The 22,153-nt window shown below is 68.5% G+C and carries 21 protein-coding genes and 2 pseudogenes; 13 read left to right on the top strand and 10 right to left on the bottom strand.

Features of this window, described 5'->3' with window-relative positions; translation table 11 throughout:
• Window positions 1–196: 196 nt before the first annotated feature.
• A complete protein-coding gene (locus AB0C25_RS05610; RefSeq protein WP_357369978.1) occupies window positions 197–574 on the bottom strand; it encodes a metalloregulator ArsR/SmtB family transcription factor in 378 nt (125 codons plus the stop codon).
• A gap of 262 nt (window positions 575–836) precedes the next feature.
• On the opposite strand from AB0C25_RS05610, the gene AB0C25_RS05605 reads away from it, so the two are divergent.
• From AB0C25_RS05605 to AB0C25_RS05575, 7 genes are all read left to right on the top strand, one after another.
• Window positions 837–1,187 carry a metalloregulator ArsR/SmtB family transcription factor gene (locus tag AB0C25_RS05605; RefSeq protein ID WP_357369976.1) on the top strand — a complete coding sequence of 117 codons (351 nt, stop codon included), beginning with the start codon at window positions 837–839 and terminating at the stop codon, window positions 1,185–1,187.
• Window positions 1,187–1,684 carry an N-acetyltransferase family protein gene (locus tag AB0C25_RS05600; protein WP_357369974.1) on the top strand — a complete coding sequence of 166 codons (498 nt, stop codon included), beginning with the start codon at window positions 1,187–1,189 and terminating at the stop codon, window positions 1,682–1,684. The genes AB0C25_RS05605 and AB0C25_RS05600 overlap by 1 nt, the downstream gene beginning before the upstream one ends.
• A gap of 76 nt (window positions 1,685–1,760) precedes the next feature.
• Window positions 1,761–3,176, top strand: coding sequence for an FAD-dependent oxidoreductase (locus AB0C25_RS05595; protein WP_357369972.1), 1,416 nt, complete (start codon window positions 1,761–1,763; stop codon window positions 3,174–3,176).
• Entirely contained in the window at window positions 3,176–4,444 is a 1,269-nt protein-coding gene (locus tag AB0C25_RS05590) for an MFS transporter (RefSeq protein WP_357369970.1), read from the top strand. Before AB0C25_RS05595 ends, AB0C25_RS05590 begins: the two co-directional genes overlap by 1 nt.
• A 125-nt stretch (window positions 4,445–4,569) precedes the next feature.
• A complete protein-coding gene (locus tag AB0C25_RS05585) occupies window positions 4,570–4,827 on the top strand; it encodes a hypothetical protein (protein ID WP_357369968.1) in 258 nt (85 codons plus the stop codon).
• A 159-nt stretch (window positions 4,828–4,986) separates the two neighbouring features.
• Window positions 4,987–5,886 (top strand): ABC transporter ATP-binding protein, encoded by a 900-nt coding sequence (locus AB0C25_RS05580; protein ID WP_357369966.1) that lies wholly within the window; start codon window positions 4,987–4,989, stop codon window positions 5,884–5,886.
• Window positions 5,883–7,514, top strand: a complete 1,632-nt coding sequence (locus tag AB0C25_RS05575; protein ID WP_357369964.1) for a hypothetical protein — start codon at window positions 5,883–5,885, stop codon at window positions 7,512–7,514. The genes AB0C25_RS05580 and AB0C25_RS05575 overlap by 4 nt, the downstream gene beginning before the upstream one ends.
• Window positions 7,515–7,533: 19 nt before the next feature.
• Here AB0C25_RS05575 and nhaA read toward each other — a convergent pair whose 3' ends face one another.
• Window positions 7,534–8,865, bottom strand: a complete 1,332-nt coding sequence (gene nhaA, locus AB0C25_RS05570; RefSeq protein ID WP_357369962.1) for a Na+/H+ antiporter NhaA — start codon at window positions 8,863–8,865, stop codon at window positions 7,534–7,536.
• A gap of 510 nt (window positions 8,866–9,375) precedes the next feature.
• On the opposite strand from nhaA, the gene AB0C25_RS05565 reads away from it, so the two are divergent.
• Both AB0C25_RS05565 and AB0C25_RS05560 read left to right on the top strand, forming a co-directional pair.
• Entirely contained in the window at window positions 9,376–10,872 is a 1,497-nt protein-coding gene (locus AB0C25_RS05565) for a SulP family inorganic anion transporter (RefSeq protein WP_357370135.1), read from the top strand.
• On the top strand, window positions 10,872–11,285 hold the full coding sequence (locus AB0C25_RS05560; protein WP_357369960.1) for a MerR family transcriptional regulator: 414 nt from the start codon (window positions 10,872–10,874) through the stop codon (window positions 11,283–11,285). The genes AB0C25_RS05565 and AB0C25_RS05560 overlap by 1 nt, the downstream gene beginning before the upstream one ends.
• 271 nt (window positions 11,286–11,556) lie before the next feature.
• Here AB0C25_RS05560 and AB0C25_RS05555 read toward each other — a convergent pair.
• Window positions 11,557–11,769: pseudogene (locus AB0C25_RS05555) on the bottom strand (hypothetical protein); the annotation flags it as partial.
• A gap of 257 nt (window positions 11,770–12,026) precedes the next feature.
• Here AB0C25_RS05555 and AB0C25_RS05550 point away from each other — a divergent pair.
• Window positions 12,027–12,221: pseudogene (locus AB0C25_RS05550) on the top strand (DNA-binding response regulator); the annotation flags it as partial.
• 265 nt (window positions 12,222–12,486) lie between these two features.
• Here AB0C25_RS05550 and AB0C25_RS05545 read toward each other — a convergent pair.
• The 6 genes from AB0C25_RS05545 to AB0C25_RS05520 are packed head-to-tail and all read right to left on the bottom strand — an operon-like array spanning window position 12,487 to window position 17,222.
• On the bottom strand, window positions 12,487–13,212 hold the full coding sequence (locus AB0C25_RS05545) for an MBL fold metallo-hydrolase (RefSeq protein ID WP_357369958.1): 726 nt from the start codon (window positions 13,210–13,212) through the stop codon (window positions 12,487–12,489).
• A 7-nt stretch (window positions 13,213–13,219) separates the two neighbouring features.
• Window positions 13,220–14,251 carry a hypothetical protein gene (locus tag AB0C25_RS05540; protein ID WP_357369956.1) on the bottom strand — a complete coding sequence of 344 codons (1,032 nt, stop codon included), beginning with the start codon at window positions 14,249–14,251 and terminating at the stop codon, window positions 13,220–13,222.
• A 4-nt stretch (window positions 14,252–14,255) separates the two neighbouring features.
• Window positions 14,256–15,008 (bottom strand): hypothetical protein, encoded by a 753-nt coding sequence (locus AB0C25_RS05535; protein WP_357369954.1) that lies wholly within the window; start codon window positions 15,006–15,008, stop codon window positions 14,256–14,258.
• Window positions 15,005–15,358: an acyl carrier protein gene (locus AB0C25_RS05530; protein ID WP_357369952.1), complete on the bottom strand. Its 354-nt coding sequence runs from the start codon at window positions 15,356–15,358 to the stop codon at window positions 15,005–15,007. The genes AB0C25_RS05535 and AB0C25_RS05530 overlap by 4 nt, the downstream gene beginning before the upstream one ends.
• Window positions 15,355–16,449 (bottom strand): DUF3419 family protein, encoded by a 1,095-nt coding sequence (locus tag AB0C25_RS05525; RefSeq protein WP_357369950.1) that lies wholly within the window; start codon window positions 16,447–16,449, stop codon window positions 15,355–15,357. Before AB0C25_RS05525 ends, AB0C25_RS05530 begins: the two co-directional genes overlap by 4 nt.
• A gap of 50 nt (window positions 16,450–16,499) precedes the next feature.
• A complete protein-coding gene (locus AB0C25_RS05520) occupies window positions 16,500–17,222 on the bottom strand; it encodes a dihydrodipicolinate synthase family protein (RefSeq protein WP_357369948.1) in 723 nt (240 codons plus the stop codon).
• Between the two features lie 233 nt (window positions 17,223–17,455).
• Here AB0C25_RS05520 and AB0C25_RS05515 point away from each other — a divergent pair, with 233 nt between their 5' ends.
• From AB0C25_RS05515 to AB0C25_RS05505, 3 genes are all read left to right on the top strand, one after another.
• Window positions 17,456–18,658 (top strand): MFS transporter, encoded by a 1,203-nt coding sequence (locus tag AB0C25_RS05515; protein ID WP_357369946.1) that lies wholly within the window; start codon window positions 17,456–17,458, stop codon window positions 18,656–18,658.
• 89 nt (window positions 18,659–18,747) lie between these two features.
• Complete coding sequence (locus AB0C25_RS05510; RefSeq protein ID WP_357369944.1) at window positions 18,748–19,839, top strand: hypothetical protein; 1,092 nt, start codon at window positions 18,748–18,750, stop codon at window positions 19,837–19,839.
• A gap of 59 nt (window positions 19,840–19,898) precedes the next feature.
• The gene (locus AB0C25_RS05505) at window positions 19,899–21,173 is read left to right on the top strand and encodes a hypothetical protein (protein WP_357369941.1); all 1,275 of its coding nucleotides are present in this window, start codon (window positions 19,899–19,901) and stop codon (window positions 21,171–21,173) included.
• A gap of 61 nt (window positions 21,174–21,234) precedes the next feature.
• Here the strand turns inward: AB0C25_RS05505 and AB0C25_RS05500 are convergent, their stop codons facing one another.
• Entirely contained in the window at window positions 21,235–22,047 is an 813-nt protein-coding gene (locus tag AB0C25_RS05500) for an S-methyl-5'-thioadenosine phosphorylase (RefSeq protein ID WP_357369939.1), read from the bottom strand.
• Window positions 22,048–22,153: the final 106 nt, after the last annotated feature.

Here is a 22,153-nt window from a genome sequence, read left to right as displayed (position 1 = left end):
GGGGTTGCTGCTCGGAACCTCGGGTGCCTGTTCTGAAGGCGGTTGGCGTTGAGGTTGATCGGCAGGGGTCACGGTTGACGTAGCGGCTCCGCCGGGGAGTTGGCGGTCAGCAGCAGCTCATCAGGTACGACTGCGTACCACGTCGTCGCCGCCCTGCCTGGCGGCGAGTCCGGCGGATCGTGGCGCCGCCGGCCGGCTATGAGACGGTCACCGGTTCGACGGTGAGCAGCGCCGCGAGTTGGCGCAGCACCGCCGGTCGGGCTCGGTAGTACACCCACGTGCCGCGCCGCTCGGAGTCCACGAGGCCAGCCTCGCGCAGGCTCTTGAGGTGATGCGAGATGGTCGGGCCGCTGAGGTTGAAGGCGGGGGTGAGGTCACACACGCACGCCTCGCCGTTGTCGGCGGAGGCGATCATCGACATCAGCTGCAGGCGCACCGGGTCGCCGAGGGCCTTGAACGCCGGCGCGAGCACCGCGGCGGTCTCGGCCGGCACGCGGTGCTGCGCCAGGGGCTGGCAGCAGAACGCCTCGGCGGTCACGTCGGTGAGAGTGAGAGACGCAGCTTGCTTCGACATTCCTCTAGGTTGACATCCCTCTAATCAATGTGCAACTGTCTGTTTCGACAGATGTCAAGACAGTGGGATGGAGGAGATCATGTTCAGGCTCACGCGCCGACCGAAGGCATCCACGACCGGTGTCCGATTTTGCGACTCCTGTGCCGAGGTCAGCACCACCGAGCAGCGTGCTCAGCGCCGCTTCGACGCGGCACGGGCCGCCCACGCGAGCTTCGGCCGATGATCGCCGCTCGCGATTGGTAAGCTCAATCGTCTATCGGCGATGATCGATGAAGGGGTGGTGGGGGTGGCCGAGCTACTCGATCGGATCACGGCGCGGACATACGCGTCGTGGTTTCGGGCGCTGGCTGACCCGACCCGAGTGCAGATCGTGGAGTACCTTGCCCGCCAGGCTCAGGCGATGAGCGTGGGGGAGATCGTCACCGCGATCGGCCTGGCGCAGTCCACCGTCTCGCAGCACCTGAAGATCCTCACCGAAGTGCGATTCGTCCTCGTCGAGCCGATCGGCACCGCCCGGCACTACCGGATCAACGACGCCTGCGTCGACTGCTTCCCCTCCGCCGCGGACGTGGTCATGGGTCGACCCGCCCCCAGCCCGAACGGAACGCGCTGATGGCCGACATCACCGTGCGCCCCCTGCGCGACGACGACGCCGAGCGGGTCCTGACCATCTACCAGGCCGGCCTCGATGGCGGTAACGCCAGCTTCGAGACGACCGCGCCGACCTGGCCGATGTTCGACGCGGCGAAGCTACCCGCGCACCGCTTCGTTGCCGTCGACGCGGATGACACGGTGCTCGGTTGGATCGCGGTCGCACCCACCTCGGCCCGCGCCGTCTACGCCGGCGTGGTCGAGCACTCCGTCTACGTCGACCCCGCCGCGCAGGGCCGCGGCGTCGCCCGGCTGCTGCTGGACACGCTGATCGCCTCCACCGAGGCCGCCGGCATCTGGACCATCCAGTCCGGAGTCTTCCCCGACAACGCCGCCAGCCTCACCCTGCACCAGCGGGCCGGCTTCCGGGTCATCGGCGTGCGCGAGCGAATCGCTCGCCACCACGGCCGCTGGCGCGACGTCGTCCTGATCGAGCGACGCAGCCCCGTCGTCACCTGACCAACCCCGACCCCGCACCAGCGGGTCCCGTCTACCTCGATGATTCGACAGTTATCAACACAGAGGAGTTTGCTCGATGACCACCCTGAATGAGCTACCCGTCGTGGTCGTCGGCGCCGGACCGGTCGGCCTGGCCGCCGCCGCGCACCTGCACGAGCGGGGCATCGCCTTCATCGTCCTCGAAGCCGGCGACACTCCCGGCGCCGCCGTGCGGCAGTGGGGCCACGTGCGGGTCTTCTCCCCATGGCGGTACAACATCGACCCGGCCGCCCGCCGGCTCCTCGACGAGGCGGGTTGGGTCGGCCCCGACCTGGAGGGCCTGCCGACCGGAGCGGAGCTGGCCGGCGACTACCTTCAGCCCTTCGCGCAGCTGCCGCAGCTCAAGCCGCACCTGCGCTACGGCGCCCGGGTAGAGGCGATCAGCCGCCTGGGCCTGGACCGGCTGCGCACCGCCGGCCGGGAGTCCACGCCGTTCCTGATCCGCCTCGCCGACGGCGAGGAACTGCTAGCCCGCGCCGTGATCGATGCGTCCGGCACCTGGGGCACCCCGAACGTCCTGGGCGGGTCCGGCCTCCCGGCCCGCGGTGAGAGCACTGTCGCGGCGTTCCTGGAGCACGCGTTGCCCGACGTTCTCGACGCGGCCCGCGACCGCTTCGCCGGCCGGCACACTCTCGTCGTCGGGGCCGGCCACTCCGCCGCGAACACGCTGCTGGCCCTTGCCGAACTGGCGGAGGCCGCGCCGGGCACCGAGGTGACCTGGGCGATCCGGACCAGCTCACCTTCGCGTACCTACGGCGGCGGGGACGCCGACGCGCTGCCCGCCCGCGGTGCCCTGGGCGCACGGTTGCGCGCGCACGTCGACGCCGGACGGATCCGGCTGCTCACCGGCTTCTCCGTGCACGCCCTCACCCCGGCCGACGGTCGGGTCAGTGTGGTGGTGCGCCACGCCGACGGCAGCGAGCTGACCGTCACCGTGGACCGGATCGTCGCCGCCACCGGCTTCCGCCCCGACCACTCGATCGCCGCCGAGCTGCGCCTGGACCTCGACCCGGTGATGGGTGCCACCCGTGCCCTCGCGCCGCTGATCGACCCGAACGAGCATTCCTGTGGCACCGTCCCGCCGCACGGCGTGAACGAACTCGCCCATCCGGAAACCGGCTACTACGCCGTCGGCATGAAGTCCTACGGCCGGGCGCCGACGTTCCTCATGGCCACCGGCTACGAGCAGGTCCGCTCCGTCGTCGCCGCCCTCGCCGGCGACTGGGCCGCCGCCCGCGACGTCCAACTCGACCTACCCGAAACCGGCGTCTGCAACAGCAACCCCGCCGACACCGCCACCGGCGAGGGCTGCTGTGGTCCGGCGCCCACCGCCGAACCCGCAGCGCGCGGACTCGCCACCGGCATCTCCGGCGGGCTGCTGTCCACACCGTTGAACCTGGTCACCCTCGACGCCGCCCCCGCCAGCGCTCAAGCCGGCGGCTGCTGCAGCTGATGCCCACCACCGCGACGGTGCCCGCCGACCCCACAGTCGGCGGGCAGCACGCCCACGGCTGGCGAATCGTCGCCGCCCTGGCCATCACCTCCACCGTCGGCTACGGCACCCTTTACTACACCTACCCGGTGGTGCTGCGCCCCATGGCCGCCACCCTCGACGCCTCCACCACCGCCGTCACCGGCGCGCTCACCGTCTCCGTCCTCGCTGGTGCCGTCATGGCCATCCCGGTCGGACGGTGGCTCGACCACCACGGCGGACGCGCGCTGATGACCATCGGGTCGATCGCCGCCACCGCCCTGCTCGTGGCCTGGTCCCAGGTGCAGACCATCGGCCAGCTCTACGCCGTCATGATCGGCATCGGCCTCACCGGCGCGATGGTGCTCTACGAGCCAGCCTTCGCCGTCATCATCGCCTGGTTCCCGCCCGACCGGCGCGCCACAGCCCTGCTGGCCGTCACCATCGTGGCCGGCTTCGCCAGCACCATCTTCATGCCCCTGACCGGCCTGCTGGCCGCGCACCTCGGCTGGCGCGGCGCGCTGCTCGTCCTCGCCGTCATCCACGGGCTGCTCACCGTGCCGCTGCACGCACTCGCCATCCGCCGACCCCGTACATCAGCGGCGCCGACACCTGCTGACCCCACACCACCGGCCCACGCCCAGCGGCGCGCGATCGTCAAGGCCGCGATGCGCGACGCCCGATTCTGGATCCTGACCGCAACGTTCATCGCGCAGGGCGCGGCCACCAGCACCATGACCGTCCACCTCGTCGGCTACCTGATCAGCCGCGGCCACCCCGCCACCTTCGCCGCCACCGCCACCGGCCTGCTCGGCGTCCTGTCGGTCACCGGCCGGCTCGTCCTCACCGCCGCCCGCCGACACCTACGCGTCACCACGATCGTGGCCGCCGTCTTCGCCATCCAAGCCGCCGCCATCCTCACCATGCCCCTGCTCGCCGACACCCGCACCGGCGCTGTCATCACCGTCGTGGGATTCGGGCTCGGCTTCGGCATCACCAGCCTCGCCACCCCAGCCCTGCTCGTCGACCGCTACGGCACCACCGCCTACGCCAGCGTCGCCGGACGCCTCGCGGCCCCCGTCACCATCGTCAAAGCCACCGCACCCCTGGCAGCCGCCGCCCTCCTGCACACCACTGGTGGATACACGCTGCTGCTCGTCGCCGCCGCCACCTGCTGCGCGTTCGCCGCCATCGGCATGACCGCCCGAGCGAAAACCGCCGCGCCGCGACCCTCCACCGCCCAGACCTGAGGCGTTCGCCGCAGCCCTGACCACATAGCCGGCAAGCTCGGCTCCCCGCACGGGGGAGGTAGCGAGGCCTCGCGCTCGAACCGTCACTACAACTCCCGTTGACGGAGTGAGTCTTCACTCCGTAGGTGAGCGACGCGAGCCAGCTGATCGCAGTGCGACCCGGGGGTCGAGCAACAGCGACCGAGCGCACCCACCAGGCGGTGATCCGACTACTGGAACCCGACCGGGCCGTACTGCGACTGCCGGTCGAACAACTCGCCGCCATCTTCCTCGGCATTCTCATGGGCCGGCGAGGAGCACCCGGGGGCGCGGAGACCCGGGTCGAGACGCTGGTCGACGTGTTCCTGCGCGGCGTGGTCGATACTGCGGCTGCTGCTGGATGAACCGCCGCGATCGGGATGAGCCTCGTTCTGCGTCCAGGACCGTCCTGAGTGTCCACGCGGTGGCTTCCTACCAGGTGAATGTGGGAGTACGGTGGGCTCTGGTGTGCCGGGAAGTCTGGTCGGCGGTCATATCCGTGTCGGCCGGTGAGGACTTCCGCCATGAACGATCTCGCGTTGCGCGCCATCAATCTGACTAAACGGTACGGCCGTTTCACGGCTCTCGATGACCTGTGCCTTGAGGTGCCCGTTGGTGAGGTGTTCGGGTTTCTCGGTCCGAATGGCGCGGGCAAATCGACTACCATTCGCCTGCTGCTGGGGCAGGTCCGTCCGACGGCGGGGCGTGCCTGGGTGTTCGACAGCGACGCGGCGGACGTCGCCCGGGCGCATCGGTCGTTGGCGTACGTGCCGGCCGATGTGGCGTTGTGGCCGCAGCTGACCGGAGCGGAGATCCTGCACCTGCAGGCGTGTACCGGGCCGGGCGTCGATCTGGCGTACCGCGATGAGTTGGTGCGACGGTTCGCGTTGGATACCAGCAAGCCGGCCCGTACCTACTCGACGGGGAACCGGCAGAAGGTGGCGCTCGTCGCGGCGTTCGCGACCCGGGCGCCGCTGCTGATCCTGGACGAGCCGACCAGCGGCCTCGATCCGCTGATGGAGCGCGAGTTCCGTATCGCTGTCGCCGAGGCCCGTGACCGTGGGCAGACCGTGTTTCTCAGCTCGCACCAGCTGGCCGAGGTCGAGGCGGTCTGTGACCGCGTCGCGATCCTGCGGGCCGGCCGGCTCGTCGAGATCGCCACCATCGAGCAGTTGCGGGGTCTGCATCGCGCCGAGGTGACCGTGTCGTACATCGGCGTACCGCCGCCAGGTCTTGATCTGGTCCCTGGCGTCGACACGGTCGAGCAGGTCAGTCCCGGGCGACTACGGTTCTCGCTCATCGGGTCGCCGGCGCCGGCGTTGCGGGCGCTCGCCGCGGCCGAGGTCACCGCGCTGGCAATCCGTGAACCGAACCTTGAGGAGATCTTCCTCGACTACTACGGCGCCGCGGAGGGCGCCCGATGATCACCAGGACGGTCCCGTCCGCCGTCGGAATCAGCGTGCCGGCCCTCCCCGGCAGAGCCGTCACCAGGCTGGCAGTGCGGCAGCTACGCCGCAGCGGCCTGATCGTGCTGGTGCTCGTCGCCGCCCTACCGGCACTCGTCGCAAGTACGTACACCAGCGTCATGGCGGATCCCGCCGCGGCGGGTAGCATCGCCGCGCTCGCGGCCAACCCGGCCATCCGGACCCTGTTCGGCGAACCGATCGCCCTCGAACAGGCTGGCGGATTCACGGTTTGGCGGGTCGGCACCTTTCTCGCTGTCCTCCTCGCCGCCTGGGCGATCCTGGCCACCACCCGCATCACCCGGGGTGAGGAGGACGCCGGCCGGTGGGACGTGCTGCTGGCGGGACGGGTGCCGCTACGAGAGGCGGTGGCCCGCCATCTGGGCGCCGTGATGGTTGTTCCGGTCGCCGCGGGCGTCGCCGTGACCGTGGTGTTGCTGCTGGCCGGTACCGATTCGGCCGGCGCCGCCGTGCACGGCGCCGGTGTCGGTGTGCTCGGGTTGTTCTTCGTCGCCGTCGCCGGGCTGGCCGCGCAGGTGTTCCCCACCCGGGCGGCCGCGACGGGAACCGCCGTGGCGGTGCTTGGTGCCGCCCTGCTGACGCGCATGGTCGGCGACGGCCTCAACGGATTTGGGTGGTTGCGCTGGCTGTCACCGTTGGGGCTGCTCGCTGTCAGCGAACCGTACGCGCGGAACCGGATCATGCCGCTGCTGATTCTGCTGGCCGCGGCGGTGTTGCTGGCCGGCGCGGCGGTTGCCGCCGCTGGCCGCCGGGATGTGCGTGGCGGTCTGATCGCGGTCGCTGCCGGCCGCCGCCCACGGCTGATGCTGCTGTCCGGCGTGGGAGCGTTCGCGGTGCGGCGCATGCTGCGACCCCTCAGCGGTTGGGTTCTGGGAATCGGCGCCTACTACCTGCTCATCGGCTTCACCACGGTGTCGGTCACCGAGTTCCTGACCGCCAATCCGGCCCTCGCCGAGGAGGCGGCGCGTGCCGGGTTCACCGCGCTCGGTGCGGTTGAGGGGTTCGCCGCGACCCTGTTCGCGTTACTCGCGTTGCCCGTCGGCGGGTTCACGGCGGTCCGCGTGTCCGCCTTCGTCGCGGCGGAGAACAGCCGCAATCTCACGTTGCTGACCGCCCAGCCGGTCACCCGGTCCCGGCTGCTCACCGCCGAGATCGCCGCCACGGCCGCAGGCGCGATTGCCCAGGTGTGTGTCGCCGGGTTCGCTGTCTGGGCGGGCATCGCCGCGACCGGAGGTGATCTCAGCTTGTCGGCAGCACTGGGTGGGGCCTGGAACACGCTGTCGGTCGTGCTGCTCAGTCTCGGCGCGGCGACTCTCGCCGCCGGCTGGGCGCCGCGGGCGGCGGCCTTCGCCGGATCGTTGCCCGCGACCGGGGGGTTCCTGCTCCTGGTGATCGCCGACAGCGTCGGCGCACCCGGCTGGGTTCGCGGACTCTCGCCGTTCGCCCACCTGGCGCCGGTCCCGCTGACCGCGGTCGACTGGACCAGCACGCTGATCATGATCACGCTGGGCGTTGCCCTGTGCGTGGCCGGTGTCATGGGCTATCGGCGACGCGACCTTCAGGGTTGAGGAGGGATGCGGGTTTCGCTCAGGCGTTCCGCCGCACGTCGGGGGTGTCCTGTTGGTAGACGTCCGGGATGTTGTCACGGTTGGCGTCGGCGGTCTCGGCGTCGTGGATCCGCCGGTAGGTGCGGTTGCGAAGCCGCAGGATGACCGTTGCCAGCAGCGCGGCGGTCAGAGAACCGGCCAGTACGGCGACCTTGACGTGGTCGTCGCGTTCACTGCCGATCCCGAATGCCAGCTCGCCGATCAGCAGCGACACGGTGAAGCCGATACCGGCGAGCACGGCCATGCCGAACACGTCGATCCAGGCGAAGCCGGTGTCCATCTTCGCCCGGGTGAAACGGGTGACCAGCCAGGTCGCGGCGGTGATCCCGATCGGCTTGCCGACGACCAACCCGACGACGATGCCGACGGCGACCGGATCGGTCAGCGCGGAGCCGAGCCCACCGAGCCCGCCGACCGCGACGCCGGCGGACATGAACGCGAAGATCGGCACGGCGATGCCAGCGGAGATTGGCCGGAAACGGTGCTCGAAGTGCTCAGCCAGACCAGGGCCCGCCTGCGGCCCGCCCGCCTTACGGCTGCGCAGCACCGGGACCGCGAAGCCCAACAGGACCCCCGCGACCGTCGCGTGCACACCGGAGGCGTGCATCAGCGTCCAGGCGGCGAACGCCAGCGGCAGCAGCAGCCACCACGAACGAACCCGGCGTTGCACCAGCACGGTGAACGCGGCCAGCGGGAGCAGAGCACCCAGCAGGGGCAGCAGCGACAGACTCGCGGTGTAGAAGACGGCGATGATGACGATGGCGAGCAGATCGTCGACGACGGCGAGGGTGAGCAGGAACGTGCGCATGGCGTGTGGCAGGAAGCGGCCGATCACTGCGAGCACGGCCAGGGCGAACGCGATATCGGTGGCGGTCGGGATCGCCCAGCCCCTGCCGTCGCCCTCGCCCGCGGCGAGGTTGATCACCAGGTACAACACAGCGGGGACGATCACGCCACCGACGGCGGCGGCGATCGGGACGGCGGCGCGGCGAGGATCCCGCAGGTCGCCAGCGACGAACTCCCGCTTGAGTTCCAGGCCGGCGACGAAGAAGAAGATCGCCAGCAACCCGTCCGCCGCCCACGTCCCTAACGACAGGTTCAGGTGCAGCACCTCGGGGCCGAACGTGAATGAACGCACCGACTCGTAGCTGTCGGCCCACGGTGAGTTGGCCCAGACCAGGGCGGCGACGGCGCCGGCGAGCAGCAGGACCCCGCCGATGGTTTCCTTGCGGAGGACGTCAGCGATTCGGCGGGCTTCAGGCCACGAGCCACGACCGAACACGTGCGGGCTGCGGGTCGGTGCTGGTGTCATGAACGCTCCAGTTTTCGGGGTCGGGTCGGGCATTGCCGACCAGACTTCCCGGCGCACCTAAGAGGGATCTTACTGTGAGACGGTCCGGGGACGCTGATCCGCTACGGAGAACGTGACGAGCGCGATTGCCATTGAGGCGTCGGTGACAACTCGGGCGATTCGTCATCGCTTGGCCTCATCGCCCACCCGCCCCATGCCGAAGGGGTAGCTGGCTGCGGGGGAGAGGCCGGGTACCGACGTGGCCGCGGCCCCTGGCCGACTGGTTGCGGTGATGATCGACACGTCGAGGTCAGGTCAACTCTCCTCTCACCGGAGAGCAGGGTCGAGCGCGTTGCCGAGATGTGGCGTCGTACGCCCCTGGGCAGCGACAACCTTCGTTGGCGAAGAGCCTTCGGCGCCACGGCGACGGCTACTGCCGGGTCGCGGCATTCCGTAGGGCAAGCAGCGCGCCCGCAGTCGGCGTTGCCGGCGTACGTCTGAGCGCGTGCGCGTCGAGTGGAAATGAGAGTTATGTCCTCGCAGTCGGTACGGACGCCCCGATGGTCGCGCCCGCAGTGGTTGGCCTCGCCACGCGTGTTGCGCACCGAGGTTCTCGCCGGACTGGTCGTCGCGTTGGCGCTGATTCCCGAGGCGATCTCGTTCTCGATCCTCGCCGGTGTGGACCCGAAGGTGGGCCTGTTCGCCTCCTTCACGATGGCGGTCACCATCGCCTTCACCGGCGGCCGACCTGCCATGATCTCTGCCGCGACCGGGGCCATCGCGCTGGTCGTGGCACCCCTGGCGCGTGAACACGGACTGGGCTTCCTGGTCGCCGCAGTCATCCTCGGTGGAGTCTTCCAAATCGTCCTGGCGCTGGTCGGGGTGGCGAAGCTGATGCGGTTCGTCCCACGCAGCGTCATGGTGGGCTTCGTCAACGCCCTGGCCATCCTCATCTTCACCGCCCAGCTGCCACACCTGCTCGGCGTGCCCTGGCTGGTGTACCCCCTGGTGGTGGCCGCGTTGGCCATCATGGTGTTCCTGCCCAAGGTCACCACCGCCGTGCCGGCGCCGCTGATCGCCATCGTTGTGCTGACCGCGCTTGTCGTCGTCGTACACCTGAACGTGCCCAACGTCGGCGACGAAGGCACCCTGCCCGACAGCCTGCCGATCCTCGGTCTGCCCGACGTGCCGTTCACACTCGACACGCTGACCACCATCGCCCCCTACGCCCTGGCAATCGCCCTGGTCGGGCTGATGGAGTCGCTGATGACCGCCAAGCTCGTCGACGACATCACCGACACCCACTCCAACAAGACCCGCGAATCCTGGGGGCAGGGCGTGGCCAACATCGTCACCGGGTTCTTCGGCGGCATGGGCGGCTGCGCCATGATCGGCCAGACAATGATCAACGTGAAGGCGTCCAACGCCCGCACCCGCCTGTCCACCTTCCTGGCCGGGGTCTTCCTGCTCATCCTCGTCGTGGCCCTGGGCGACGTCGTCGCACTGATCCCGATGGCCGCCCTGGTCGCCGTCATGATCATCGTCTCGGTGGGAACCTTCGACTGGCACAGCATCGCCCCCGCCACCCTCAAGCGGATGCCGGCCGGCGAGATCATCGTCATGGTGGTCACCGTCGCCGCCACCCTGTTCACGCACAACCTCGCTATCGGCGTCGTGCTCGGCGTCCTCGCCGCCATGGTGATCTTTGCCCGCCGGGTCGCGCACTTCGCGCAGGTCACCAGCGTCCTCGACCCCGAAGAGACCACCCGGATCTACCGCGTGCACGGCGAACTCTTCTTCGCCTCCAGCAACGACCTGGTCTACCAGTTCGACTACGCGCACGACCCGGACCACGTCGTGATCGACATGAGCGCCGCGCACATCTGGGACGCCTCGTCGGTCGCCGCCCTGGACGCCATCACCACGAAGTACGAAACCCGCGGCAAGCGGGTGGACATCATCGGGCTCAACGCCGTCAGCGCGCAGTTCCACGAGAACCTCGCCGGCAAGCTCAGGGTCGGCCACTGATGGACGCCAGGGACACTGATGCGATGACCGTAGGGCGCATGCAGATCGGCGAAGCCGCCGAACGGGTAGGGCTGAGCATCCGCACCATCCGCCACTACGAGGACGCTGGCCTCGTCATCCCGTCAGCACGCAGCGAGGGAGGGTTTCGGCTCTACACCGAACCGGACCTCGACCGTCTGCGCGTCATCAAACGAATGAAGCCGCTCGGATTCACTCTCGAAGAAATGCGGGACCTGCTGACCATCCTCGACGCACTGAGCACCGCCGAGGGAGAAGACCGCGCCGCCCTGCAGGACCGCCTCGCGATGTTCCACACCGCCGCGCAGAACCGCGTCGAAGCCTTACGTGAGCAACTCGCCACCGCCGAAGGCTTCGCCCAGCAGATCCAGGACCACATCCACCAACACGGCTGACGCCTGCGACATCTCGGCAGGCGCCTGTCCCCGCCGCCTCGTCCGGTCAATCCAAGCCCGGTGACAAGGACCTGACCGTCATGGCGACCGGTAGCTCCCTCTGGCAGCCGAGGCCGGACTCAGCCGCAACGCCACCCATGCATCGCAACTCGCTGTGCGACCTCTTCGACGCGAGGGCGAGCAGACGTCCAGTTAGGTGACCCGCGAGTCTCAGGTCGCGCCGATCGTCATCGGCGGTGGCGCATCACCGCCTGCGGAGCCGCACTGAGGCGTCTCCGGCGATACTGTGGAAGAAACCCTGCACCGGTCCTACTTCGACGTTGGCCAGGAAACCTCTGGTCGGTGACCCGCCGTTGATCCAAGACTTGGCCGAGGGGGTCGCGTAGCCGAAGCCGAAGGCCTTGTCCAGGAACGCCCACAGAAAGACGAACCCGGTGGAGATCCGTAGCACGGCGAGGGCCCGGGCGGCGGTCCTGGTGAGCATGGCCCCGGGCGCCTCGACGTGTTCGAGGTGCGCCGTGCGGCTCCGGTCGATGGTGGTCAATGTTCGTCCTCGGTCGTTCTTCCGTCCCCGACTCTGCTCCGGTCGAAGCCTCGCGGCCCGGGTCGAACCACCCGACTCGTACGGGACCAAAGTCCTGATCACTGGCCGAGGCGAGCTGGCGTGCCCCGGCGTCTACGACCGCAGGCCATGCTCGTCGAGCTGATCGTCCACTCGCACGCGATGCACAGACACCTCGGTTGGTTCGCCACGTCATCGACCTGCTGCAGGTCGCCGGGGACATCGAGGTGGTCGGCGAGTCCGGTCTGGCGCAGGAGGCGACCCGGCGGATCTCAGCGTTACGGCCCGACGTCGCGGTGCTCGACGCCCGGCTGCCGGACGGCAACGGCATCGACGTGTGCCGCGACGTGCGGGCTGTGGATTCGACGATCAAAGCCGAGAATGATGATGGTGGTGTCGGCCGCCGACCGCCGCGGTGGCGGACGGCGCTCGCCTACGATGCGAAACGGGTGACCAGGGACGTCGACGCGATGTTCGTCCCGCACGCTGCACGTCGGCGTCGTGGCCGGCGCAATCCTGCTCACCCCGGCCCCCGGTGGCGCGCAGGTCGTGGGCACCAGGGAGGAGTTCCCCTACGGGCCGCCGCCGGACGCGGCATCGAGTTGCAGCTCCGAAGCGCGTGCTGGCGGATTCCCAGTGTCAAGCACCGAGGAACACACCATCACCCCAAGTCAACCTCTGAATGTCAGGGACTGTCGTTGACGTCTTGGTCAGGAGCCGATCGTGAGATGTTGCCACCGTCCGCCTGTTGGCGAACTCGACAAACTCCTTGCGGCTGGACAGGTGGAAATAGATGTTGAGTCGCCGAAGCTCAGCGAAGGTCAGCCCGGGTCCGCGCCGGTACCGGTGTCCGGAATAGACCCGAACGTCCTCGGAGATCTCGTGATCCAACCGCCGCACACTGTCGTAGAGGTCCGAGGCGGAGCCTCCCTCGAAGTGCGTAAAACCTATGCCTTCAGGAAACAGCGTGTCGCCAGCAAAGAGGGCGTCGCCGACAAGAAAGCAACACGACCCCACCGTATGGCCGGGTGTCTCCATCACACCCACCTCGATGGAGCCAGCCTTCAACGTCTCGCCATCGCGGCAGTGCACCATCCCCGGTGCGTCGAAGCCGTAGAAGGCGGCTTCGTCACCCGACAGGTACACAGGAACTGGCAGGAGACCGACCAGTTCGGCAACTCCGTTGACGTGATCCGAATGCGCGTGCGTCAACACCACTGCCTGCAGGCTCCAGCCTTCACGTTGAATTCTGCGGACGATGCTCTCGCTGTCCCAGGCAGGATCGACGACCACGGCATGGCGTGTCTCAGGGTCCGCAATCACATACTGGAAGTTCGGAAAATGTGCTGGTCCGGCAGTACCCACCAGAATTCTATGCATCCCGGAGGCGTCTCTCACCTGGAGTGCCCGCATGCGAGTTCGTCGTCCGTTCCAGTGCTTGCCATGGCAGATGCCGGAACGTCGACGGCCGCGGTTCGGCCGCGGCAACGGGCGCGTACTCGGAGGCGTCCAGGTCGAGGAGCCCCTCCAGGTAGGCCTGCGCCTCCAGCATGGCCAGGCGGTCCCCAGGGCAGCGATGCGCTCCTGCCCCGAAGACGAAACTCTGAACCACGCGGCGATCGTCTGTCTCCCCGGTGCCCGACTGCAGACTCGCACTGGCCAGATCCACCTCGATCAGGGCACCTCGCGGTATCTGGCCGACCGCGTCGATGAACACATCTCGGGAGGCATAGCGTGTCGTCAGGCCCAATGGGGCGTCCTGCGTCAACAGGCGCATGACGACACTCCCGGAACCCGCGCTGCGCACGTCGTCCGTCACGGCATCGGCGTCGTTCCACCACGCGGAGGTCAGGACCTCCAAGGCGACCACGGTAGTCTCTGCGCCGGCCACCAGGAAGAGGGCCAGCTCCGCCAACCGGGCATCGTCCGGCAGGTCCGAGAACCACGGCACCGTCACGTCCCGGACGACGCGTTGGATGTAGTCCTTCGCCTGCGCCACGCATTCGTCGGCCTCCGGAAGCCCGCCGAGGGTCCGCAGCACCGGCTTGAGGCTCTCGTAGTGCTCGATGGGGTCGACCTCGGGGAGGTCCAGGAGGTCCAGGACGATGCGGTTGGGGATGTAGACGCAGCCCTGCAACAGGTCGTTGCTGGCGCGCGCACGCGCGAATCCGTCAGCGACGGCAGAGTCAACCATCTCCTGGACCGTGACGCTGCCGGCCCACTGCTTCCCGAAGCCGGTCCACCACCCGCGCTTTCTCTTGCGGTGCTCGCTTCCCTCCAGGTCCAGCGTGGACGCGCCGAAGATCCGGCGTGACACCCGGAACGGGTGATCGACGCGGAACCTCTCCTCGCGAAGCAGTCGGCCGACGTCTGCCGGGTCGCCCAGCCTGAGACGTTCCTCCATGGGCCTATCCGCTCGCTTTCCGGCCGTTACCGGCTGCGAAATGGACATCCGCCCGTGCCGCTGCGCTCTTGGCGACGAGCCGGTCGTATCCGAGGCCGAAGCAGGCGCTGTACACGGGCTGCCCGTCGTCCGAGCGCAGGTTGCAGCTTCGAGCGAACGCCCCGAGGTGCAGGTTGACCGATGCCACGGCGAGGCCGTCGACGACGAACTCGGACTTCAGGTTTTCGGACTTCTGGAACTTCAGGTGCAGGTCCTTGGGGTCGAAGAACGGGTCGCTCGCCTTCTGCACGACCGCGTCCACCCCGAACTCCTCGGCGAGTGACGACGGTACGTCACGAACGATGCACCCGATCCACTCGTGCACCAGACCCAGGTCCGTCGACAGGAAGACGAACTCTCGCATGAGGAACGAGGCCTGGCGTTCGCCCGGACGGTAGGTCTCCTCGTTGCGGAAGCAGAGATTCTTGTGCGTGAACAAGGAAGGACTGGATAGTTGGCGATCGCTCAGGTGGTCGAACACTGCGTAGCAGGTCGTCGGTGCCAGGAGGAACCCGGAGTCCGAGCCCATCGCGCCCGACACCACCAACGCGTGCTGGGGAAAGCTGCGCACGTAGTGCGTTGCCAGGACGGAGCTCCTGGGGAGCAGCGGGGAGAGTTTGAGCTCCTCGGCACCCGAGAACGAGGGGATTCCGATGAGCATCCTGTCGATCTGTGCCTCGACGTCGCCCGAGCCCGATTGCGCGCCGACCGGACTCATCGGTCAACTGAGGTCGTATGCGAACCGTAGACGGCAGCGATTGTCCGGGCAGTGCGGATGCTGTCGAGCATCAGGTCCTCCAGCGGGATGTGCGCACCGGTCTCCTTCTCCAGGAACACGATCAGCTCCATGATCGACAGGCTGTCGACGATGCCCGCCTGGATCAGGTCCGTGTCCGCGTCGAGCTCGGCTCTCGTCGCCGAGAGCTGAGCCTCTGTCGGAGGATTGAGGTCGCGCAGGAACTCCAGCACCGTTCCGAGAAAATCGTCATCGCTTCCAGTCATGCCGGGCTTTACCCCTTCGTCCATTCTGAAGTCTTTTAACCGTGCGGTCTGCCGCGCGCCACTCACCGGGCGCCAGTTCCTCGCACGAGCTCGCCGACGGTGACCTCGCGATAGAGCATCGAACGCTCCTGCTCTGTCAGCTCTTTCGACAGTTCCTGACGGATCTCGAGGTGGTCACCGAACACCGGTGCCAGCTGCCCCTCGCCATACATACTCCGATGCAGGACGATTGCTCCGTCGGCTGACGACGCCTTCCGAGCCTTGCCCGCGAGGGCCTCGTGCTGCGAGGGGCTGCCCCAGTCGAAGATGTTGGACAGGTAGAAGGCGTCCACGTCCGTCACGGTGTCGAGGCACTGGTCGACCGTGCTGTTGACCAGTCGCATCTTGTCGATGTTGCGGCGCGCGGCCGTGTATCCGTCGTCGGAGAGATACGCGGGTGCGCCGTCGACCCGGTCGTGGAGGTAGCGACCGGTGAGCAGCTGATGTAGGAAGTAATTGTTGGCGACCGGCTTGCCCACGATGGCGTCCTTGATTTGCGCCGCGTAGAACTCGCCGAACCTGGACTCGGGGCTACGTGCGGACCACAACGGTGGGTAGAAGTGCGACTGGGTCCAGCGGCTGAACAACACCCGTACGGCGGTGTCCCAGCGGTCGTTGTCGAGGTGCTCGGCGAATAAGGCGCGCTGCTCGTCCATGGTCGAGCACGCGAAGAGGAGGTCGACGGTCTCGGTGCCGAGGACCAGCTGCGTCAGGTTCTCGCCAACCAGCTTGTAGAGGCGATCCGTCACGCCACAGCCGTTGATCCCCGAGGCGATGCGCGCCTGGTGGCTCCGCCAATACGCGCGGGCGTCGTCGGGCAGGGCACCTTCCAGCTCGCGGTAGGTGCCGAGGCGGTCCATGGCAGGCCGCTCGCCGATGAAGGCGAGGTAATCCTCCCGCTCGAGAGCGATCAGGGCGGCCTTCTTGAGCTCGATGAGCGCGCACTGGGCCGGGTTCGCGTCCACGACGACGAGGCTCTCCAGCTCGTCGTCCAGCAGCGAGAACGCCGTGCAGCCGCCCGAGCCGATGGTGAGGACCCGTCGGGCCTCGTAGCTGGCCTGTAGTCGACGTTCGATGCGTGAGTCTTCGCGAATCTGTGCGAAATAGATCTCGCTCATCGACGCTGCCTCCCCATTGGACGCGTCGGTTTCTGAAATCGGAATCGCAACTAGATCAAACCCCCGATAGTGAGAACAATCGATTGGATCATCGCATTGTGACTGCGCGCGGTCAACCCCTCCACATAGCAGTGCGGCTCCTCGCACGGGAGCGTTGATCGTCCGCGGCGAGGCGGGTCGCGTGCGGTGGCCGGCATGCTCGATCGCCGACGCGGACAGTTCCGCGCGCAGGATTTTGAGGTGCCCGGGGTGGACTCGAGGAACGGCAGGCGGACGAACGCCGACTCGATGACGCCCAGTTCCACGCGGGCAGCCTTGACCATGATCGCACCCTGGGACGTCGTCACGAGTGCGTCCGGCACGGGGATGAGCCGCTGGTGGATCTCGCGTGGCGCCGGGGGATCGCCGGCCTCGACAGCGGCGATCATGGCGGCGTAGCGCGGCAGTGCGCGGCGAAACCGGGTCTGCTTGCGGTAGTAGGGCATGACGAGCAGCAGAGCCTGCGCGCCGACCTTGGCGGCCCGCGAGGCCAGGTTGCTGCTGCGAGCGGTGGGGCTGGATCCGACGCCGGCAGTGATCGCCATGCCGCCCGCCGCCGCCTCGACCGCGATCCGGATGACCGCGCTCTCGTCGTCGTTCAGGGTCGCGGTCTCCCCGTCGTGCCGATGACGGCGACACCGTCGTGACCATTGGCGATGAGGTGCTCGAGACAACCGCCCGGACCTCAGCCTCGTCCACAGATCCGTCGGATCGAATCGGGTGGCCATGGCCATGATGACCTGGCCGAAGGGGTTCGTCGTCTAGCCCAGCAGGGTGGTCTCGGGTCGGAGTGTGTGCTCCGGATCCTGCCCCTCGACCTGGGTGCGGCCCCTGCCGATCATCCCATTGGCACGCGCCACCGGTTACGTTGTCGGCATGACGCACTCCACGCCGAGCCGGTGCGGCGACCTCGAACATGACCTCGCACCGCGGGGTCGACTGTGCGCCGTCGTGGGCTGATTCCCGCGTGAGCAAGGAATCCGGCACGGGGGTACAGGCCTACAGGGCACTGCTCGGCGAGCGCGGCATGCGCCGGTTGGCCGTCGCGGCCCTGGTAGCGCGCCTGACCATGAGCATGTGGTCGGTCGTGCTGTTCCTGCTCGTGGCCGACCGACGCGACGAGTCGTCGGCCGCCCTGGCGTTGGCCGCCTATACGGTGGGCCAGGCACTCACGGCCCCCGCACGAGGCCGATGGATCGACCGCCGAGGCGCGCGACCCGTGCTCCTCGTCACCACCAGCCTGTACATCCTGCTGGTGGCGGCCCTGGTCGCCGTCATCGAGGACGCGTCGATGCTGGTGATCGCAGGAGTCGCCGTGCTGACCGGCGCCTTCATGCCGCCGGTCGCTGCCACGATCCGCGGACTCTGGATCGCCCTCACCCTCCCGGGAAAGGGCCGGCACACAGCGATGGCCCTCGACGCTGTCCTGCTCGAGGTGGCCTTCGTCGTCGGTCCCGCGGCGGCGGGCCTGCTGGCGACCTGGACGGATCCGGCCGTCGCGGTCCTGCCCGTCATCGCCCTGCTGGTCCTGTCCGCGGTCTCGGTGATCCGGTCGGAACCGGCCGACCAGGTGCTCTCCTCCCGGAGCAAGGGCGGGTGGGGACCGGTTGCGTCTTCGCCATTCCGGACGACCCTGCTGCTCGCGCTGGTCCCGTCCCTGGCCAGCGCCGCCGTCGAGGTGCTGTTGCTGACGATCAGCCACTCCGGCGGCTACGAGTGGGCGGGAGGACTGCTGCTGGCGGGGATGGCCGTGGGCAGCCTCGTCGGAGGACTCGTCTTCGGCGCGTACGGCAGTGGACGCACTCCGCAGAGCTGGTTGCCGATCATGCTGCTGCTGACGGCCTGCGGCATCCTGATGCTGCTCCTGGGTCAGGCCGAGCCTTGGACCTTCGTCGTCGTCGCCCCCCTGGTCGGCGCCACCACGGCACCCTGCCTGGCCACGGTCTTCTCGCTCTCGGCGGCGACCACCCCCCCGGGGCAGCGGACCGAGGCGCAGTCCTGGGTCAACACGAGCCTCGCGCTGGGCTTCGCCATGGGTGCACTCGTCGTTGCCCCCTTCGCCGATCAGGTCGATGTCGCCGTGGTGCTTCTCGTCGTGATCGCTGCGGTCGGCGCGCTGGCCGCCCGGCTCGTGGGTCCCTCGCTGGCCAGGCACGCGGGGGCCGAGTAGCACGGTGATCACCGTTATACTGATCGATGTTGGACGGCGCGTCGTGACGACGTCGGTGCACGGGTCTGCGACAGACGAAGGCCGGAGAAATGATCAGCTCTACTGTCCCATCAGCCTGGCCTCACCCAAGGAGCTTCTACTCTTCGCCGAACTGGCTGCGCTTCGTCGACTCCGACGGCGTCGGCCGTCCCGCCTACCTGACGGAGGACGGTGCCGGGCTCGTCGCCCACCATGCGCCGGACGAAGGTCATCCGGACTATCGCTTCGAAACCCTGCTCGACAGCGAGGACGACCGTGCGCGGCTGCTGCTCGGTGGACGCCGGGGATTCTGCTCCCCGGTGATCGGGATTCGTCGGTCGCCCTCAGCGCTGGCGGAGCTCATGGGCGCGGCCCTCGAGGCGTTTCCCGAGGTGCGCGGCGCCTGGTGGTGGCCGTACCTGCCGTCGGAGGACGTGCCGCACGTCGTGGCGGCCGCGCGTTCGCTCACCGGTGAGACCCCCGGGGTGCACCTCGTCGACGCCGACTGCATCGTGCAGCAGGTTCCTGCGGATGGGCCGTTCGAGTCGAAGCTGACAAAGTCGCAGGTTCGACACTGGCGCCGCGAGTGGCGGCGCTTCGTCAGGAGCGGTCTCGAGCTCCGGCAGGTGTCGATCGACGAGATCGTCGCGTGCGGGGCTCCGCTGCTGCAGCAGGTCGAGCTCAAGTACGGCAACCAGCACGAGGAAGAAAACCTGCGGGCAACCCTCGGCCGCCAGGCCCGTATCCTGCGCGAGGAGGCCGTGGCGCACGCCGTCTTCGACGGCTCGCGCATGATCGGGTACTCGCTCGGTTACCGGTCGGGCCAGGAACTCGCGCTTCGTTCGATCGGCCTGGACTACGGAGCGCTGCGCAATGCCGCGGAGTACGCGGTGCTCCTGGTGCACGGGCCCGTGCGGTTCGCCCAGGAGAACGGCATCGAGTCGCTGCACCTCGGCACCCGCAGCTACGAGGCCAAGTGTCGGCGAGGGGCGCGGGTCCGTGGCCTGTGGGCGGTGGCACCCGGCACCACGACGTCGAAGAAGGAGATCGAGGAGCTCGCCGGGTCGATCCTGGCCCAGCTCCCCACCACGGACGCTGCGGCGTTCCGCTCGGAGATCGACGCGGTCCTGGCCTCACTCATCGTCGACGGTGGTCGAGCTTGATCTTCGCCGAGTCCCGACGAGACCTACTTCCAAGATCCCATCGAAAGGATGGTGCCGTAGTGACCGCCCACGCCGTGGTCCTGACCACCGTGCGCCGCGCCTTCCCGTTCCGTCTGCTCGACGCCGCAACCGTCGACCACGTGACCATCGTGGCGGAGGCCGGCCACCCCCACCACTTCCCCGACGGCGGCGGCGCGTCCCGTCTACCCACCATGCGGGTCATCGAGGTCGACGACATCCGCGACACGACCCAGGTGCTCGCCGCCGTCCGTCGGGTGGCCGCGTCACGTCCTGTGGATCGGATCATCTCGCCGGTCGAGTTCGGTGTACCGACCGCCGGGTTCCTGCGGTCCTCACTCGGGATCCCCGGGGATACGTACGATGTCGCACTCGCCTTCTCCGACAAGTTCCTGATGAAGCGACGCCTCGTCGAGGCAGGCCTGAAGACAGCTCAGGTCCAGCGAGTTTTCGACCCGGCCGACGTCCCGAAGGCGGGCGACAGCCTGGGATGGCCGGTCGTCGTCAAGCCGACGTTCGGCGCCCTCTGTATGGACGTAACCAGGATCGACGGGCCGGAGGCCGCGAGGGCCTGGGCGACCGGGCCGACCGGATCGCGTCTGCGCGCCGAGGAGATGCCGGTGGCCGTGGAGCAGTACGTGGCGATGGACCGGGAGTTCCACGTCGACGCCGTTCTCCACGAGGGCAAGGTGCTGTTCGCCGCCGTGTCGATCTACTTCGACCCGCTGCTGGGCCGGATCGACGACTTCGACGGATCGTGGATCGTCCCCCCCGACCACCCCGACCATGAAGAGGCGCTGGAGGTCGCCAGCCGGGCCACTACCGAGTTGGGGCTCCGCGACGGGGTCGCCCACGTGGAGCTCTACCGCTCCCACGATGGCTTCCGGGTCGGCGAGGCGGCGTGCCGACCCGCGGGCGGTGGCATCGTCGAAGCCATCGGGCACCAGCACGGAGTCGATCTGTGGGAGGCCTTCTGGTCCCTGGGGCTCGGGGACGCACCCACGCTCGACGTCATGTCGACCGACGGCATTGTCGTCAACGTGAACCTTCCGATCCGTCCTGGCCGAATCGTCGAGATGTCCTCCGAGGAGGAAATCCGCGCGGCGATTCCTGGACTGATCGACATGCGCATGACCATGAGCGTCGGCGACGTGGTCACGTCGGACCTCAACTCGTCGTCGACGCCCGGGGTCGTTCTTTTCCGCGCCCGCGACGAGGCAGAGGTCGCTCTCACGTTGTCGTCGCTTCGGCGTGCCTTCCGGCTAGAGGTCGAGTCGACGGGTGGGTCATCGCCGGCAGAGCAACCAGCTACGTAGGACCGTGGCGACGTCGGCCCACGACTGACGCTCCTTGTCGATGAGGCGGATCAGATCCGTGTCAGCCGGGCACGGCATCCTGAGCGACCGCGATGCCGTCGAGGCTTTCCCGGCACGGGCAGGTTCGATCGGCCGGCAGGTCGACCAAGGCATTCATGACAATCGACCGAAGGCGGTCGGTGTTCTTCGCGAAGACCTCGAACACCTCGCTCTGGTTGACGGCAGAGGCACTGTCCAGACCGGCGTCGAGGTCGGTGACCAGCGCCACCGCCGAGTAGCACATCGCGAGTTCGCGAGCCAGAACTGCTTCCGGAAGGCCGGTCATGTTGACCACGGACCAGCCCTGAGCCGCGTACCACTGTGACTCGGCCCGGGTCGAAAATCGGGGTCCCTCGATGACGACCATGGTGCCGCCATCCGTCACGGGCATCCCCTCGCGACGCGATGCCGCGCTGACTACCTCACGTCCCCGCGGACAGTATGGGTCGGCGAACGGTACATGCGCCGCGCCGGAGTCGTAGTAGGTCTGCTGGCGGCCGCTGGTGCGGTCGACGAGTTGGTCCGGGATCACGAGGCTTCCCGGACCGAGCTCGGGTCGCAGTGAGCCGACGGCGCACGGGGCGATGATCTGGCGGACGCCGATCGAGTGCAGTGCCCAGAGGTTGGCGCGATAGTTGATCCGGTGCGGCGGGTATCGGTGGTCGCGGCCGTGCCGGGGCAGGAACGCCACCTCGCGGTCGCCGACGCGACCGAGGAGGACGGCGTCCGACGGTTCGCCGTACGGGGTGCTGACCTGCAGTTCACGGGCATCGTCCAGCAGCGAATAGAAGCCGCTTCCGCCGATGACCGCCAACGACGCTTGTGGCGCTGACATGATCTCTCTCCTCATGCAGGGAATTTCGTGAGTCGACGGATTGCCCCGTCGATGGCCGCACGGCCCATCCACAACGCGACCCGGACGGTCGGCCGGCCCGCACCGA

It is taken from the genome of Micromonospora sp. NPDC048839 (assembly GCF_040649915.1).
GTDB lineage: Bacteria > Actinomycetota > Actinomycetes > Mycobacteriales > Micromonosporaceae > Micromonospora.
This window is presented reverse-complemented; position numbering and strand designations above follow the sequence as displayed.